At 46.4% G+C, this 17402-nt stretch carries 19 protein-coding genes; 4 read left to right on the top strand and 15 right to left on the bottom strand.

The genetic code is table 11. From position 1 onward, the window contains the following. Positions 1–102: 102 nt before the first annotated feature. Both LZG73_RS05920 and LZG73_RS05915 read left to right on the top strand, forming a co-directional pair. A complete protein-coding gene (locus LZG73_RS05920; RefSeq protein ID WP_233846855.1) occupies positions 103–864 on the top strand; it encodes a 5'-nucleotidase C-terminal domain-containing protein in 762 nt (253 codons plus the stop codon). Continuing rightward, the gene (locus tag LZG73_RS05915) at positions 836–1789 is read left to right on the top strand and encodes a metallophosphoesterase (RefSeq protein ID WP_233846853.1); all 954 of its coding nucleotides are present in this window, start codon (positions 836–838) and stop codon (positions 1787–1789) included. Before LZG73_RS05920 ends, LZG73_RS05915 begins: the two co-directional genes overlap by 29 nt. A gap of 8 nt (positions 1790–1797) precedes the next feature. Here the strand turns inward: LZG73_RS05915 and LZG73_RS05910 are convergent, their stop codons facing one another. The 3 genes from LZG73_RS05910 to LZG73_RS05900 form a co-directional block, all read right to left on the bottom strand. Beyond that, positions 1798–3411 carry a Na+/H+ antiporter gene (locus tag LZG73_RS05910; RefSeq protein WP_233846852.1) on the bottom strand — a complete coding sequence of 538 codons (1614 nt, stop codon included), beginning with the start codon at positions 3409–3411 and terminating at the stop codon, positions 1798–1800. An 18-nt stretch (positions 3412–3429) separates the two neighbouring features. Continuing rightward, positions 3430–4755 (bottom strand): cytochrome P450, encoded by a 1326-nt coding sequence (locus LZG73_RS05905; protein WP_233846851.1) that lies wholly within the window; start codon positions 4753–4755, stop codon positions 3430–3432. Between the two features lie 107 nt (positions 4756–4862). Then, positions 4863–5342, bottom strand: a complete 480-nt coding sequence (locus tag LZG73_RS05900; protein ID WP_233846850.1) for a Dps family protein — start codon at positions 5340–5342, stop codon at positions 4863–4865. A 220-nt stretch (positions 5343–5562) separates the two neighbouring features. Between LZG73_RS05900 and LZG73_RS05895 the strand changes: the two genes are divergently transcribed. Then, positions 5563–6243, top strand: coding sequence for a lipid-binding SYLF domain-containing protein (locus tag LZG73_RS05895; RefSeq protein ID WP_233846849.1), 681 nt, complete (start codon positions 5563–5565; stop codon positions 6241–6243). Between the two features lie 16 nt (positions 6244–6259). Next, positions 6260–6460 carry a KTSC domain-containing protein gene (locus tag LZG73_RS05890; protein ID WP_233846848.1) on the top strand — a complete coding sequence of 67 codons (201 nt, stop codon included), beginning with the start codon at positions 6260–6262 and terminating at the stop codon, positions 6458–6460. Positions 6461–6473: 13 nt separating this feature from the next. Here LZG73_RS05890 and LZG73_RS05885 read toward each other — a convergent pair whose 3' ends face one another. From LZG73_RS05885 to LZG73_RS05830, 12 genes are all read right to left on the bottom strand, one after another. Then, a complete protein-coding gene (locus tag LZG73_RS05885) occupies positions 6474–6662 on the bottom strand; it encodes a hypothetical protein (RefSeq protein ID WP_233846847.1) in 189 nt (62 codons plus the stop codon). Positions 6663–6696: 34 nt separating this feature from the next. Continuing rightward, entirely contained in the window at positions 6697–8409 is a 1713-nt protein-coding gene (locus LZG73_RS05880; RefSeq protein WP_233846846.1) for a GMC oxidoreductase, read from the bottom strand. A 21-nt stretch (positions 8410–8430) separates the two neighbouring features. Then, entirely contained in the window at positions 8431–9651 is a 1221-nt protein-coding gene (locus LZG73_RS05875) for an esterase (RefSeq protein WP_233846844.1), read from the bottom strand. A 142-nt stretch (positions 9652–9793) separates the two neighbouring features. Continuing rightward, positions 9794–10279 (bottom strand): peroxiredoxin, encoded by a 486-nt coding sequence (locus LZG73_RS05870; protein ID WP_233846842.1) that lies wholly within the window; start codon positions 10277–10279, stop codon positions 9794–9796. A gap of 47 nt (positions 10280–10326) precedes the next feature. Continuing rightward, positions 10327–10779 (bottom strand): SRPBCC domain-containing protein, encoded by a 453-nt coding sequence (locus tag LZG73_RS05865; protein WP_233846840.1) that lies wholly within the window; start codon positions 10777–10779, stop codon positions 10327–10329. A gap of 38 nt (positions 10780–10817) precedes the next feature. Then, positions 10818–11351 carry an SRPBCC family protein gene (locus tag LZG73_RS05860; RefSeq protein WP_233846838.1) on the bottom strand — a complete coding sequence of 178 codons (534 nt, stop codon included), beginning with the start codon at positions 11349–11351 and terminating at the stop codon, positions 10818–10820. Then, entirely contained in the window at positions 11348–11635 is a 288-nt protein-coding gene (locus LZG73_RS05855; protein ID WP_233846836.1) for a hypothetical protein, read from the bottom strand. The genes LZG73_RS05860 and LZG73_RS05855 overlap by 4 nt, the downstream gene beginning before the upstream one ends. A 106-nt stretch (positions 11636–11741) precedes the next feature. Next, a complete protein-coding gene (locus LZG73_RS05850; RefSeq protein ID WP_233846835.1) occupies positions 11742–14198 on the bottom strand; it encodes a glycogen debranching protein in 2457 nt (818 codons plus the stop codon). Positions 14199–14277: 79 nt separating this feature from the next. Next, positions 14278–14772, bottom strand: coding sequence for a DinB family protein (locus LZG73_RS05845; RefSeq protein ID WP_233846834.1), 495 nt, complete (start codon positions 14770–14772; stop codon positions 14278–14280). Between the two features lie 18 nt (positions 14773–14790). Further along, complete coding sequence (locus LZG73_RS05840; protein ID WP_233846833.1) at positions 14791–15168, bottom strand: VOC family protein; 378 nt, start codon at positions 15166–15168, stop codon at positions 14791–14793. A 51-nt stretch (positions 15169–15219) separates the two neighbouring features. Continuing rightward, the gene (locus LZG73_RS05835) at positions 15220–16557 is read right to left on the bottom strand and encodes an MFS transporter (protein WP_233846832.1); all 1338 of its coding nucleotides are present in this window, start codon (positions 16555–16557) and stop codon (positions 15220–15222) included. A 149-nt stretch (positions 16558–16706) separates the two neighbouring features. Continuing rightward, entirely contained in the window at positions 16707–17282 is a 576-nt protein-coding gene (locus LZG73_RS05830) for a hypothetical protein (RefSeq protein ID WP_233846831.1), read from the bottom strand. Positions 17283–17402: the final 120 nt, after the last annotated feature.

The raw sequence follows: 17402 nt of genomic DNA, 5'->3' as shown, positions 1-17402 counted from the left end.
GCGCACACTTCCCAAGTCTTCAAGACTTGGGAAGTCTTAACTGGCATTTAAAAAGCCGTTTTCTAAAAATCCTCGCTATTTTTGTGCTCAACAAATAGCATTATGACCCTGTCTCTCCGACAATTTGGTTACCTCGCATGGATCGCCGCAATTGCCTTTTGCGCATCCTGCCAGCGACATCTGGCTGTTACAAAAAACGAATACAAGCAATATGGCATCAATGCGCAGACTTCCGAGGATTCTGCAATCGTAAATTACTATTTGCCGTACAAGCAAAAAATGCAGGCGGAGATGGGCAAAGTCATTGGCCAGACAGCAGAAGAGCTGACCAAACCCGCTAATCCGGAGACATTAATGGGCAATTATTTTGCAGACGCACTGCTTACGGAGGGATTGAAAAAGGACACAACCATTCAATTTACATTGTCAACCAAAGGCGGATTGCGCACGACCTTTCCGAAAGGCGATATCACCGTTTCCCATGTTTTTGAATTAATGCCGTTTGAAAATGAGATGGTTGTCTTGAAACTCTCCGGCGAGAAAGTGCAGGAAGTCATTAATTTTATTGTCAAAAAAGATGGCGAGCCGATCTCGGGCATGCACATGAAGATCAGAAACGGTGCGGCTTACGATGTAACCATTGCCGGCCAGCCATTTGACAAAAACAAAACCTATAATTTACTGACCTACGATTACCTGGCCGACGGGGGCGATGAACTTGAATGTCTGCGTAATCCATTGGAAAGGAGAGAAATAAACAAAAAAGTGCGTGACGCGCTTTTGGACAACATTAACGATTTGACCCGCCAGGGTAAAAAAATAACCGCTCAGCTCGATGAAAGAATTGTCATTGTTAAGGACTAACCGCAGGGATTTTTTGAAGACAAGTGCAGGAGCTGCGGCATTGATCTCGGCCGGAAGTTTTCCGTTCCAAGCATTTGCCAGGGAATCCACTGTGCAGCTTACGATTTTGCACACCAATGATGTGCATAGCCGCATTGAGCCGTTTCCAATGGATGGTTCGCGGAATCAGGGGATGGGTGGCGTTGCGCGGAGGGCTGCGTTGGTGAAGAAGATCAGGCAGGAGCAGAAGAATGTGCTTCTTTTGGATGCAGGTGACATTTTTCAGGGAACGCCTTATTTCAATTTGTATGGCGGCGAGTTGGAATTGCAGATCATGAGCGATATGGGTTATGATGCCGCCACCATGGGAAATCACGATTTCGACAACGGCGTGGCGGGCTTTGCGAAGCAGCTGCCACATGCCAATTTTCCGATTTTGGTCAGTAATTACAATTTTGAAAATACAGAATTAAAAGGCAAAACGCAGCCTTACAAAATCTTTGAAAAACAGGGTTTGAAAATCGGTGTCTTTGGTTTGGGAATTGAACTGGCGGGTTTGGTGAACAAGAAGAATTATGGCGAGACCGAATATCTTGATCCGATTGCCAAGGCCAATGAAACCGCTTCTTTACTGAAAAATGAAAAGCATTGCGACCTGGTTATTTGCCTGTCGCATTTGGGTTATAAATACAAGGAAAACAAGGTTTCCGATCAGGTTTTGGCCAAATCAACGCGCAACATTGATCTCATCATTGGCGGGCATACGCACACATTTATGAAGCTTCCCGAAGAGATTATGAACCTGGATGGCAAGGTTACGACCGTTAATCAGGTCGGTTTTGCGGGCATTAACCTCGGTCGCCTGGATTACTTTTTTGATAAAGCATCGAAGCAAAAGAAAATGGTGGCAGGCGTTTATCCCGTTCACGAATATGGTCTGGCTTGATCCCAAGCCTATTCCATATGCAGAAATTGCTGCCTGATTTTCTCTTCTTCCAGGTCTAATTGAGATTGGTGCTGGCGAATGACCTCTTCTTCAAATGTTTCTTTTTTGTTGAATTTGTCCAGCAGCATACGTTTATGATCCAGCAACTCCTTTGTTATGACCTGGAATCTTTTGATATAATCGTAGCCGGCCGGTGCATTGTCAGGATGGATCACGTGTTCAAGAAAGCCAATGTCGCTTTCCAGTTTGGCCGTTAAGTTTTGTAACAACTCATTTTTCGGCAACTCGTCGGCATAACGCGTTTTCAGGAATTCGAGCGATTCTTCGGCAAGTTTTCTCCTGATTTTCAAGTCTTGTTCCTGCGCGGGAACTTCGTAATCCAATTCACCCACATCCATCCATTTGATCACCAAAGGCAATGTAAGGCCTTGAAAAACAAGCGTTACCAGAATGACAACAAATGTGATGAACAGGATCATGTTGCGTTGCGGAAATGGCTCACCATTATTCAAAAGCAAAGGAATGGACAGCGCCGAAGCCAGCGAAACCACACCACGCATCCCCGCCCAGCCAAACATAATGGGCGCCCGGTAACCGGGTCGGCTGTCGGCTGTGGTGATAAAGTTGCTGATAAAGACGGTGAACGCAGAAGCGCCAACGGTTGAAGCAAGTCGGGTTATGATCACGACGACCGAAATGATCAGCCCATATTTGATCGCCTCGGGTAATGCGCCTGGCCCGAGCTGCTCTACGATCACCGGAAGTTCGAGCCCGATGAGCATAAAAACAATTCCATTGAACACAAAACCGACTGTTGACCAGACATTTACACCCTGAATGCGGCTCAAATGCCCAAGAATCCGGCGACTGTGGTAAGACAAAAATAACCCGCCTGTCACAACCGCGATCACGCCTGAAAAATGAAATTCTTCTGCTGTAATGTACATTGCATAAGGCGCCACCAATGTTAAAATTGTATCAATGCTGGGCGTTGTGGGAAGCCAGCGATGGATCGCATAAAACAAGGCTCCAATGATCAAACCAATGACAACACCCATGATGATGACGATGAAAAAACTGCTGACCGCATCGCTCATGACGAATGTGCCGGATAGAATTGCCATAAGCGCAAAGCGAAACACGATCAGGCTCGACGCATCATTGAGCAAGCTTTCTCCTTCCAAAATCGTCACGAGGCGCTTGGTAACCTTCACATCTTTCAAAATAGAAGTCGCGGCCACCGCATCCGGCGGTGAAATAATGCCGCCCAGCAGAAATCCGAGTGGCAATGTGAAGCCGGGAATGATGGATTTGGACACATAGGCGATGACACCAGACGTGAGAATCACCACAATGAATGCAAACGAGCCAATTACGCGGCGCCATTTGTAAAAATCCTTCCAGGAAGTCTGCCACGCGGCATCATAAAGCAATGGTGGCAGGAAAATCAAAAATATAAATTCCGGATCAATGGAAATCCTCGGGAGCCCGGGAATAAAGCTGATTGCCAACCCGCCGAGAACGAGGACGATCGGGTAGGAGATTTTTATCCGCTGCGCCAGCATGACGAGAAATAAGATGATGACAATCAGCGAAATGTATAATATAATTTGTTCTGACATAGGAACAGGATTGCTGTTTTAGCGCACGAATAATTTGATTCCGTTGGTTGATTTCAGGACGATCTGTGGATGCATTCCAACGGGATGCCGAGGATCAGATTCGAAGCTAAACCGCTTCACCAATGCAGCGAGAAGCAACTGCATTTCCATCATGGCAAACTGTTGTCCAATGCAAATGCGAGGTCCGGCTCCGAATGGCAGATAATTGAATTTCGCCCTGTCTTTTACGTTTTCAGCATTGAAATTTTCTGGATCAAAAGTCAATGGATTTTTCCAAAGATTGGGATTGCGGTGAAGTTCAAAAACGGATAGGAAAACGGAAGTTCCCGATTTGATCCCAAAACCTTCAATCTCCTGATCCACAATGGCCTCGCGCGTCATGGTCCATGCAGGCGGGTAAAGCCGAAGCCCTTCCTCCACAACTTGACGCGTATAAGGCATTTGCATCAGCTGCTGAAATGTAGGCACATTGTCAAAGATCGCGCTTTCTGCACGAATTTTGGCAACGATTTCCGGTTGTTTGGCGAGCTCATAAAGCAGCCAGCTCAGCCCGGTTGCTGACGTTTCATGGCCTGCTGCAAACATGGTAATGGCCTCATCCCGAATTTGTTGGTCGTTCATTCGCTCGCCAGTTTCCTCATCGGTGCTGTCGAGCAGCAGTTGCAGCAAATCATTTGGTTTTTCTCCTGAAATGCGTCGCTGGTGGATAAATTCAAAGACCAGTTTGTTGAAAAAAGCCAGATCCGTTTCAAAACGGCGGTTTTCTCCATTGATCGCCATAATGGGCACGCGGTAAGGTCTCCGCACGCGCGTTACCAGATATTTTTGCGTTCGGGTGACTTGCTGATAAATGCGCGCTTTGTCCTCCATCGTCATGTTTCCAAAAAGCGTTTTGAGCGCAATGTCAGAGGTTACGCCCATCATTTTTGCGTCAATGTCCACCGCGTCTTTCCCTCGAAAGGCTTCCATTTCATCCAGAAAAGCTGCGGTCAGTTTGCCCATTTCCAAAAATAATTCCTGCAACCTTTCCCTGTGAAAAGCCGGTTGGACCAATCGTCTCTGGCGCAGCCAAAAATCCCCGTCGCTCGTCACCAAGCCATTTCCAAGCACAGGGCGAAGCATTTTGGAAGAACTTCCTTTTTTAAAATTCCGGTTTTGCTGTTGCAGAATGTGTCTGAAAAATCCCGGATCACGGCTCACCACAAACTCCCGGAACAGCCGCATTTGAAATGTATCACCGCAGGACTCAAAACCCTCGTGAAGAAAATGCAAAGGGTTTTTGGCAAACTTGAATGGAGCCAGCACGCCGAGTCTTCCGAGTTTGTAAACGGGAATGTTCCGCATTATCAGTGTTAAGGAAAGAATTTCTGCAAATAAGCGATTAAGGCATAAAAAAACCATCCGTAGCGCGGATGGTTTTTTTATAACTGCCCTTCTGATCAAAGAAAAACCTATTTCTTGCCTGCAAATGAGCGGAGCATCCACGTGTTTTTTTCTTTAAACTGCATAAAGCGGTTAACCATATCATTGGTGCCGTCATCGCTGGCATCGTCGCTCGCGATCAAAAGCTCGCGTTCAAGCTCGATCAGTTTCGCCATATCATCCAGGATCGCATCAACCATTTCCAGATCAGGCATGCCGATGGTGTTGATTTCCTGAATGCTCGATTCGCTGATATAATCTGCAAATCGGCTGTGTGGTGGCTTTCCAAGAGTCAGCACGCGTTCAGCGATCTCGTCAATCGTCAATTGTGCGGCCGTATAAAGTTCTTCAAATTTTACGTGCAGTGTAAAAAAGTTCTGGCCTTTAATGTTCCAGTGACAGCCTCTCAGCTTTTGATAATGGACATGATAATTGGCCAGGTAATCGTTCAGGAGGTCGACCACCGGTTTTACTTCCTTTTCGTTGAGGCTTATTGCTTCCGCATTCATGATGTTTTGGATTAATGTTCTATGCTTTGCTTTGTATCAAAACTATACCAGCGAAATTGTTTTTACATATATACGTAAAAGCTTTTAGATGCGCAAAATATATCTAAAATCGCATAGGAAGCTATTTTTTACAGATTGGGCACGATAGTTGAATGTCTCTCGTTTATTACGCAAAATCGTGTCGAGGGACACAAATCAGCCCACAATTTTTAATTCAATCATGATTACGAAAAATTTGAAACTCAGCCTCCTTTTATTTTTAGTAACTGTCACTGGAAGCATTTCCGAAGTGTCGGCTCAGACAAAGGAAGAAGACAAAATTAAAGCAGCCATAACCGTTCTGGACGATTTCAGTGGCATGCAGGAAAACATTCCGGCGCAATTGCTGGACATTTCAAAAGGCATCATCATTGTTCCCAAGCTCATTAATGCCGGATTAGTCGTTGGCGGCAAACACGGCAAAGGCATTGCAATGGTGAAAAACGACAAAGGCGAATGGAGCGATCCCGTTTTTGTGACGATCACCGGCGGCAGCGTAGGCGCGCAAATTGGCGTTCAGGCAGTGGATCTTGTCTTGATTTTCAAAAGCAGCAAAACGCTTACCGAGATCGGAAAGGGCAGTTTTACATTGGGAGGCGACTTATCAGTTGCTGCGGGTCCCATGGGCAGAAGTTCATCTGCTAGCACCGATTACAAGCTGGAAGCCGAAGTTTATTCCTATTCTAGAAGCAAGGGGCTTTTTGCCGGCGTAACCATCAACGGCGCTGCCCTGGAAGTGGACGCGAAGGCTAACAGCGCATTTTACAATAAATCGCAGGATGCCAACACCATTTTCACGACTTCAAATGTTTCTACGCAGTCCGTGGAAGATTTGAAAGAGAAGCTGGACGAGTTGAATTAGGATTAACCAGATCAATATGCCGTCTTCTGTTGTTGCGGAAATGATTTACAATGAGCATACTGAAACGTTGCGGATCGTTTTTGTTTCGGGGATGGTTTACGATTACCAAAAAGTGCCGCTGCACATTTTCCAGGCGTTGCGCAATGCGAGCTCGAAGGGCACTTATCTGAATCAGGAGATCAAAAATAACTATGAATTTGTGAAGGTCGGCGAGTAATCGCCGGCCTTTTTTATGGGATTTCGCAGTTCTTTTCGTTACAAAACTTTACCTCACCCGTCTTTTCGTTTCTGCATTTGACCTTGCCGGTCACTTTTACCATCGCGCCTTTTTGGATCGACTCGTGGTTAATGATTACCCAGATGTCCTTGCTTCCCTTGATTTTGACGCGCGTGCCGTCAAAAAACTTTTGTACTGCCATTCGATTAATTATGTTCAGGCCGCAAAGATAGGCATCAAATATTTCCTTTCTTCATTTCGGACACCACATGATCCACCGCTCTCGCCGTTAACGCCATATAAGTAAGCGAAGGATTTTGCGTGGAAGTCGAGGTCATGCAAGCGCCATCCGTCACGATCACGTTCGGACATGCGTGCATCTGATTCCATTTGTTAAGCAGAGAAGTTTTGGGATCGTTGCCCATCCTAACGCCGCCCATCTCATGATTTTCACTGCCCGGATTGCGTTTTGTGTCACCCGTTTTAATGTTGGTAAAACCGGATTTATCAAGCATTTCGCTCAACTCCGTGTAAAAATCTTTGACCATTTTCATGTCATTGTCATCAAAGTCCACGGACATGCGAAGTTGCGGAATGCCCCAATCGTCTTTCAAATTCGGATCAAGGCTCACAAAATTCGTTGCTTTTGGCAGCGTTTCGCCCATCATTTGCGCGCCGAGGCTCCAACCGTTCGTTTCGGGTTTGAACAGACTTTCCTTCAATGCATCGCCAAGTTCATTGGTCGGGTTGCCCATTTTTGAAGCAGAGAATGAGGTTGCATAACCCCTCAAAAAGTCGGTTTCCTGCTTGAAAACATTCCTGAAACGCGGAATGTATGCGCCATTGGGCCTTCTTCCTTCGACGGTCTGGTCATGAAAACCGTCAAATTCCGCACTTACGCGGCCACGGTAATTATGGAATCCAATGAATTTGCCCATCAAGCCATTGTCATTGCCCAAGCCATTCGGAAAACGGTTTGATTTTGAATTCAGCAAAATTAAATTGGAATTGAGCGCCGACGCGTTGATGAAAATGATTTTAGCATAAAATTCCGTTATTTCTTTGGTAAGCGCATTCACCACACGCACGCCGGTCGCGCGCTGCTTCTTCTCGTCATAAATTACCGAATGCACCACGGAATGCGGCTGCAATGTCAGGTTTCTAGTCTTTTCGGCCCAGGGCAATGTGGAAGCGTTGGAGCTGAAATATCCGCCAAACGGACAACCGCGCTGGCACATCGTCCTATGCTGGCATTTTGCTCGTCCCTGCGCCGTATGGATTGGTTGCGGGTCGCTGATATGAGCAGCACGGCCAATGATGATCGGACGGGCATTGTTGTAATTTTTTGCAGTTTGTTCGCTAAAATGTTTTTCCACGCAAGACATTTCATGCGGTGTAAGAAATTCACCATCAGGTAATTGCGCAAGCCCATCTTTATTTCCCGAAATCCCGGCAAACTTCTCAACGTAACTATACCAGGGCGCAATATCGGCATAGCGGATGGGCCAGTCGACAGCAAAACCGTCACGTGCTGGACCTTCAAAATCAAAGTCAGACCAGCGCTGCGTTTGCCGAGCCCACAAGAGCGAGCGTCCGCCCACCTGATAACCACGCATCCAGTCGAACGGCTTATCCTGCACATAAGGATGCTCGGCATCTTTGACCACAAAATGCATGGCATCCTCTTTGAAAATGTAATGCTTGCTCACCATTGGATTGGCCTCCCGGATCGCCAGCGATGGCTGCCCGAGATGCGGAAACTCCCACGGCTGCATGTTCGCAGTGGGATAATCCACAATGTGCTTCACATCCCTGCCGCGTTCGAGTATCAATGTTTTCAATCCCTTCTCAGTCAGCTCCTTGGCTGCCCATCCGCCGCTGATTCCTGTGCCGACTACAATAGCATCGTAAGTTTGCGCTTTAACGGAATCGATGTTGAAATTTGACATATGTTGTAAATCAGAATCCTCTTATTTCGTTTTTCCAGAATTGTTTTTCCAAAGATTTGGTAAAAGCTTGTCATTCAGCAGCATGCGCCACGTTCCCCAATCGTGTGCCCCGTCGCCGCCAATGTAATACTCATGTTTGATGCCATGCTTTTCCAACGCCAGATGCGTCGCCTCCGACCGCTTTCCGACAAAGTCCAATTCACCACTTCCCAACCCTACAAGCAAATAATCGACCTTATCCTTGACCTTTGGATCATTAAAAAACGTAGGGTTCAATTTTTCGGGTTCGAGGTCACCGGCGCTCAGAATTCCGAATGAGCTGAACAAATCCAGTGCATTGAAACCGACCGCCTGCGTATGGCGCCCGCCCATAGATAAGCCCGAAATAGCCCGACCTTTTCTGTCGGCAATCGTGCTGTATGCCTTGTCAATGTATGGAACGATTTCCTTCCTGAGTTCTGCTTCAAAAAGCTTGTAAGTTTTGTCCAAATGCTTTGGATCGCTCCTGTGAATCACCTGATTATTAGGCATTGCAATAATCATCGGAACGATTTTTCCCTCCGAAAGCAAATTATCCGCGATGAAGTTTGCCCGACCGTCAAACATCCAGCCCGAAGCCAGCTCGCCGCTTCCACCCAATAAATAAAGGACAGGATATTTCTTCTTTGGATCGTAGCCGGGAGGCGTGTAAACAAACATTTCCCGCTCGCCATTCAATGTGGCAGAATGGTAAATATGACGCGTTATGCTGCCGTGAGGAACATTTTTGGCATCATAATAGGCGGGCTTTTGATCATGAACAACCACATTGGAATATCCCGGCTGGTTGGATGTGCCTGTAAAAGTGTTGTTAGGATCTGCAACCGCAACGCCGTCAATCAGCAAGCGATAAACGTAAATATTGGGTTCTACCGGCCCGACGGTCAGCGTCCAGGTGCTGTCCGAGCCTTTGACAAAAGGAATGGGTTGCTTAGACTTCAATGCAAGCAGGATAGGACCGTCAGTCAATGCAACTTTTTGAACATCAGGTGCTTTTATGCGAAAAGTGATGGTGTGATCGTCGTGAACTTCGGGAGAAATGACGTTGGCGCCGTAGGGATTAAGCTTCTCCGTATTTTTCTGCGGATCGTGGTTGAGATTAACATTGTCCTGCTGGGCAGCAGCGAATGTGAATGCGCAGAAAACCAGGCCAAGGCCCATAACACCGCAACGAATGCGTTTCATCGGAATATTAAACTTCATCTTGTGTAAAATTCGGCTGAGTCAATTGTCTTTGTTCCTAATTAAAGACGCTTGATTGCGAACATTACCCGGTAATTGATGAAATAATATAAGCCGCAGAATTTCAGTTTAGCTGTGTTGCGGTGATAAGGGATTGCATGGCTTAAATGTTTTTGACTGCGTTAAAAATCGTTTGATGGGGCTGCTCGCCTTCGAATGTCTGCACCAGATTGCCCGCTTTGTTGTAAATGGCAATGTAAGGAAACGATTTGATCTGATAATAGCGCTGCACAATGTAGGAATAACCTTCTGTTCCCACTTTGATATTGGGATAAGTGCTTAGCTTATATTGGGTTACAAAAGGTTTCAGCATTTCCATCGACTGAAATGTGATCATTACAACCTGCTTGTTGGCGAAGATGCTGTAATTTTTGATCATGTCTTTGGTAAAATTCTGGCAATGATCGCAATCGGGAGAAAAATATATCAAAACCACCGGCCCGGCAGCGAGCTGTGATGCAGTATACTGCTGGCCGTTCGTCAGTTTAATCTGGAAAGGCGCAATTTTTTTCTGCCCCAATGCCGATTGAGAAAACGCCGCACTGCCAATGGCTAGGAAAAACAGGATCGGAATAATTTTTTTGAACATGCTCGTGTGACTCTTTTTGGATGTAAAGAATCCGCAAGTTATCAGTTTCAAGCCGTTTTTCCTTCTGATAATTCCTTGATCTTAACCATGGCGATGTCCCATTGTCCTGACATCATATCAAAATAAGCGTCGCCCATATCCGATTGCACATCAAGCCGGGTTATGCCGTCCTTTTCGGTGAGCTGATAAGATTCTCTAAATCCTTTCATCGCCTGAGCCAGTTCGCTTTCGTAATCCTCTACGCCGTTATTAATGACGCCATTATATTCAATTACAAGCGTTTCATTAGGCTTGTTTTCCTTGATGAAGCCGATGATTCCTGATTGGGAATGATCTAAAAAACTGACTTTGCTGCCGACTTGCCAATCGGTTACAGCCTGTGTTCCTTCGCTGAATGCGGCATACCAGATCTTGTTTCTTTCGTCCAGAATGAGCGTTTTCCAAACTTCTTCCTTTGGCGCATTGATTTCAATCGACTTTTCAATCAGTAATACTTCCATGACTTGTTTGGTTTTAGGTGATCAATCGTGTTCGGTAATTATTTTTCAAGAACTGTTCTCAAATTGATTAGGCTTTTTTCAAGGTCTTTTCCAAGAATCCCGTCGATAAAGAGGTTGGTAATGTTCATTGGGTAAACACTTTTGCCCCTCATTCCCCAGCTCACTCTTGTTTGTCCATCGCCAGCGGGTTCCGTTTTCATTTCCGTGAGTCCGACGCCTTCAAATGGTTTGATAAAAGTCACTTTCAAGTCAACTTCTTCCGCTTCTTTTATAGCCGTAATTTCCTGATGTCCTTTTCCCACTTTTCCATCCTGGCTATCCCAGGCATACACGAATCCAACCTGCCCATCCACACCCGAATAATCTTTCTTCATCTTCGGATCAGCCATAACCCAAACACTGTAATTGTCCTGATTTTTAACATGCCTTACATAATCAAAAACGGCTCTGCTAGGCTGATTAATCAATATTTCACGCCTCACTTCATATTCTTTTTTGACAAAAGCGGCAACAATTAAAAGCAATACAACAATGCTGACAAGGGCAATCAGGATTATAAAAACGACTCTCATAGTAGATGTTGGGTTAGGGTTGGTTCAGGGGTTAAAACTAAAAATCCAGGAATGCGGTAGGAGACTTCGTCTGCGAGGATTTCGGCTTGGAAGCCGAAGTTTTTTAATGTTTCGATGAGTCGTTCGGACTTGATTTCCTCTTGATGGCAATGGATGCGAAGCACGTGGTCGCAATCTTCCAGGTCGAAACTGGCGCTGTAACCTGGGAATGCACGTTCGATTTGTTCGATTAATAGATTGGCCTGCCCTCGTTTTTTAACATTTGTTTTAAAAATTTCTATCATTTCCAGGGATCGATTAAGTGGTGCTTCATTGAACAAACTAACTCATAAAACCGTCAAAATCTGGTTGCGATTTGCGACATTGATAGGGGGGAATTGTGACAATAAATCATTTTAGCACAGCTGAAAACGCATTGACTTTGCCGCTAAACTCAACGACGTCAAATTGAGCGCGCAAAACGGGCGTCACGGCCTTCCCATTCACAATCCAGTTATTATACTTTCCTTTTGGTAAGGCAATAACCAATTTCCAGTCAGCCTGATTTTGCGAAAGTTTAAGCTCGATCTTGCTTCCAGTTTTTGTAAATTGATAATCCAGCTCATTATCTCCCACAACCACATTGTCCAGGCTTGCATCATTCCACTCAGAAGGCATTTGCGGTTGAATGTAAATCAACTTTTTCGAGGCATGCGGCTGAATGCCGAAAAATTGCTGCACGATCGGGTAAGCATAACTGTACACATTCCAGGCCTGCGCCATCATTCCAAAATCAGGTGAAACTTCGTAGATAGAACCCGGTAAAGCGAAGCTGAATGATCGCGTCATTTTTTTTAAATAGCCCAATGCAGCATCCGGACGACCATAATTGTTTTCGGCAATGGCCAAAACGCCTGTCGGAAGCGTCATCACTGCGCCGGTGTAGGTGAAAACTTTGTTCCTGCCTGCAACAGAACTGGCATCTTTTCCAGCACTTTCATCCCGGTCGATTCCCGTTACAAATGCGCCAAAAGGATTTACGAATTTCGATGCGGTTTGCAATGCCGCCAGCGCTTTGGAAGTATCCGCAATCCCCATTTCCATAGGCGTGTTCACAACCCAGTTGTGGTGGACGACAAATCCCTTCTTGACATTCTGTTTCTGAATGATAATCTTACCCTTAGCAGCTTTCAGTTCAGCCACGGCCCATGGTTTTTTCAATGTGTCGGCTCGCACAATGGCGTCGCTGATGAGGTTGATTGCCTGCTTAGGTGTTCCGATGAAATCCGCAAAAGAACTGCTTTCGGGCACCCAAAAATCGCTGTTAACCTTTGCTCGAATCTTGCCAGCAATGTCCGCATATTCTTTTGCCAAATCCTGATCGCCCAGTTCTGCCGCCATTTCGGCCGCGTCCGCGAAAGCCGTTTGCGTGTAAACAGCGACGTCAATCATCTCACTATCCATGCCATGAATCTCCATCATACCAAAGCCATCCGGGAGCAGATTTCCGTCTTTATCATTTTCCTTCAACAACCAGCTCAGCCCTTTTTTGATCGTTGGAAAATATTTTTGCAAGAATGCCTTATCGCCCGTCCATCGGTAAACGTGTGCGATAAGCGAGGCAAACTGCGGTGTTTCATTCAGATTTCCAGGATTGAAAACAGCCCCGTTTGTCGAAGTTTCATGCATAATGCGTCCGTTACCATTTACTTTTTCAGAAAGCTTGAAAACCACATTCACCGATTGCTCGACAAGGTCCGCTTGTCCGGTGGCAATGAGCCCTTTTAACGCATATTCACTGTCTGCACCAAACCACCACGGATAATCCGGCGCACCTGCCGAAAGCCCTCTGCCGATTTCCGGAACGTCCCGGATCAGCCAGTCGGTGTTGTATTTGGTCCAGCGAAACGCCTGTTCCAGGTTTTTATCAGGAATGGTAAGCTTCGATCTTGACTCGATAGACGCATATCTTTCCTTCTTCTGTTTCAAAAGCGACGCCGCGTTGGCTTGCACATCTTCAAATGTTTTTCTCGCATTGGCTTCGGATTGATAAGAACCCGCGATTGTAAAAGGAACGGTTACGGACGCATTAGGCGCAATGTCAAACGTGTATTGAAGCGATGCAGTGCAGCCATTTCCCTGCGGCTTATAGTCACAACTTATTGCGTTTTGCGCGTGACTTGTCGGTTCCAGATTGGCACCAAACATCACAAACCAATCATTGAGACTATCTTTTGCCATCCAGCTGTGATTGGCTTCATTCCAAATTGCGTTGTCATTGCCGTCAATCATTCCGGTTTTTTCACCCAGCCAAACTTGTCTTAGGTCCGTGTAACCATTGAAGTCAAATTGGATCGTCTGTTTTTTGTCGCTTTTGTTATTGAACGTGTAGGCGACAACCACAGCCTCCTTTCCATCCGGCACAAACTGAAAGCGCTCAACTTTCAGACCAGGCAAGCCGGTTGAAAATACATGTTTGTTGGCAAAAGGATAATTAATGAATGTGTCCGCCTTTGACAGGCAAACAGATTTATTATCAACAGTTAACGAAGCCGCAAAGCCGTCCAAAAGCTTGATCGGATGGTCCCATACGCCGCCCATTTCTCCCGTAACATGCCAGCCCAGATCAGGGAATGTTCCATCTTGATGCCCAACCATATACACCCGATCACCCGCTGTGATGTAAGGCGTGTTGAGGTAAATTGACTTGCCTATGATGCTTTCGGTGTCGGAAACAGTGTTTTGAAAGCTTTTTGTTTCCACTTTGTTTTGAGCACATTGAAACAATAATGCGGAAGCTGCCACAAGGGCTGGAAACGGTTTCCCGAGCACGCTTAGGCAGCCGGAAAGGAATTGATTCAGTTTCATCGGGTTGATCAGAATATCAGCCCCAATTTATGACAATGTTCGCCCTGATCACAAACCCGAGCAAACATTGTCAGCTTTGTCACATGTATTTCATTCCAGGATATCCGAGCAGCCTGCGCCAAAGCGCAATCTGACCAATGATATTGGCTTCCCGATACGAAGTAAACGAGAGCATTTCATGAACCGAATAACTCACATCGGGCCCCATTTCAATCTTTTGGGCCAATTGTTCGTCCGTCGCATTTTGCAAAGCATCCCGCAAAATTGGCGAAATGCGTTCCCAATCAGCACGGTAAGCATCCAGGGAAGGATAAGTTGCATCGGCCTGGATTCCTTTATTCTCAGCAAATAACGCATGTCCCTGCTGCTTTTCATCCCGCCCAAAATGCCGCGCCATGTCAAAGCGCTGCCCCACTGCGCTGCCCGCGAGCCAGGCAATGTGGTTGGCCTGGGTATTCAGGCGATTGTGCGCGTCGGCATCCGAAATGCCGTCCAATGCACTCTTAAAAAAATTGGTTTGCATATCGTACAACTCGATCAGTTCGTACAATTTGCTTTCGTTTGCTGTTGTCATGATGCTTGGATTAAGGATTTAACTTTGCATTACAGATAGGATATTTCCCGCGGGGTCCGTAAACCAGGCTACCGTCGGATCGCCGCGCATGATGTCGTCTTCATCCGTTTTCAGATCAGGCAAGTCGTAGCTTTCAAATTTCACACCGAGCGCTTTGAGCTCTTTGACTGTCTTTTCAACGTCGTCCACAGGGAAGTTCAGGATTGTGAATGTGGCAGGAGTGTGGTCAGGTTTTTCATAAACAATCACATCATTGCTGCCAGCAATATGCAGTTGTAGAATGCTCATTTCTTCAATTTCGGAGAGATCTATTTGGAGGATGTCCCCATAAAATGCTTTAGCTTTTTGCAGATTGTCCACAGAAAATCCGCTGAATGCTTTTGTTTCTTTAAACATAGATTGTGTTTGTTGATGGTCGGCAACCTTGCAGCTGCCGCCTGTTGAACATTAATTTCCCGCCACTTGTATCGCGTCAGCTTCCGTGAAAGCGGGTTCCGGCTGTTTGTAAATTGTTGATAGCTGCTTGTAAGCATTTGACTTCATGGCGATCAGCGTTACGATCAGCCCTATGACTCCGGTGACGGTGAAAAGCAACGCAAGTCCACGCGCAGTGCCGGTTCCGAACCAGGAACCAATGAGTTGAACGCCTGCGCCTGTGGTCATAAAAGGAATGAAAATAAACTTGGCAATGGGCCCGATCATGAATGCAGTAATAGGTGATGCCGCCTGTTCAATGCTTTGGGCAAAACCAAAAACGCGTCCTTGTCGCTCGTGCGGAATGACCTTTTGAAGGATTGTCTGCTCGGTCGCTTCTACAACCGGGATCAGGCAGAGATAAATGAACATGCCAATGCCAAGCAGGACAATGGAAGCCTGAATGGTGAAAAATATGCAGATTGTCCACATAATGATGTTGGAAACAAACAGCGTGCGGAGCGGTTTTTTACCCAACCCTTTTTTGGCAACGACAAGTCCGCCGACGATAAATCCAAGACTCAAAATGCCCCACAATAAGCCCCAAACCTGCACTGACACCAGCGACAAGCCATATGCATCCATCAGCGACATGAACACACCGCCCAGAAAGTTATTGAAAGTGTTGAAAAAAATGAGTCCGAAAAGTCCAGGCACGAGCCCGACCACCGCAATCGTTCCCTTAATGTCTATGTTTTCAAGATGAGTGCCTGTCTGAACGATTTCCTTCTCCGGAATGTGGATTGTAAACAAATGCAGAAGTACGAGCACAGTCAGGCCGACGGCCAATGTCAGCATCCAGGTCATGCCCATGAATCCGATGACCAATCCGCTGAAAATGGAGGCTACCAGAAATGACACACCATTAACGGTTCCTACGAGGCCATTTGCCTTGTCACGACCTTCTTCTTCAATTAAAATGGTGACTACAGTTGCTAACGCAATGCTCCGAATGTTCCCGGTGATGGCACCAAAAAGGCAGCAAGTAATTAATAACCAAAGGCTTGTGCTCGAAGAATCTTTGAAATCAGCATTCGGTGTCGCCAGATAAACGATCAATGCAATGGTGTAAAGCACAAGCGTCGCCACACCAGAAATGGTCATGGACGTTTTTTTCTTGTAACGATCCACGATGGAACCCAGGAAAAAGCCTGAAAGTGCAACTGTGGCGAAATAGATTCCCGCCATCACAGAGGTTGCAATGACAGATTTCGTTTCCAGATAAACCCAAAAGGTGACCGCGAACCAGACAAATGTATTTGTCAGGGACGCGGCGAGCGAATTGATTAAAACGGCGTAAAACGTTTTCATGCATATAGCGCTTTAAGTTGTCTGTCTGAATTAAATTCAACCCGACACCACAAAAATACTACATTAGGCCGAGCGACACAGCGGTGTCGCAGGACAACTTAGGGGTGCAATCGTGCCAACATTTTAACGCCATTTTGAGGCACCATTCCTCAGGGCACGCTGCGAACAGGGGTCGATTGCGGCACTGTCTGTGGCACGGTTTGCCTGTTTGCGGGAGCCGTCGAAGTTCTGTTTGTGGTCGTTGTCGTTGTGGTCGCTGGCTGTGTTGCGGCAGGCGCAGATTGCGTTGTGGTGGTGCTGCGCTGTGTTTGCACACCTGTTTCCGCCTGCACATTCGTGCCCGTTTGCTGCGTCTCTTGCGGTGCGCCCGTTGTGGTTTGCTGCACTTCTATTGTCTGTTCAACCGGTTGTGTGGCAGCAGGTTGATATCGTTGCGGCGATGTCAGCGGATCTTGCGATGTGTTTACTTTGGGCACTTGACCTTCCTGCACGGCTGGAACCGGATTGGTCACCGCTCCCGGATTCGAGGCTTGCGTTGCGGGCTGGATCTGCCCGGTTGGCTTTGGCTGATATTCGCTGTAAGGCCGCGCTGGCTGACCCGGTCCGGAACTTGGGATTTTGCCGGTAGGAGCAGGGCGTGATGGAATTTTTTGCGCGTAGGATTGAACAAAAATAGCCTCCGCAGTGATGAGTGCAGAAACAAGTAAAACAGTCAGGATCTTCATATAGTGTTATCAATTAAAAGATAAATGTAATCTGATTAAGGTTTTGTACCAAAACCATTCCTAACATACGCATCTTTCATGATCGTGAAATGATAAACGGCCTTGATGAGAGGCCGTTTA

The organism is Dyadobacter sp. CY326, from assembly GCF_021390515.1.
Lineage (GTDB): Bacteria > Bacteroidota > Bacteroidia > Cytophagales > Spirosomataceae > Dyadobacter.
Note: the sequence above shows the minus strand (reverse complement) of the source record. Positions and strands in the feature narration are given on the sequence as shown.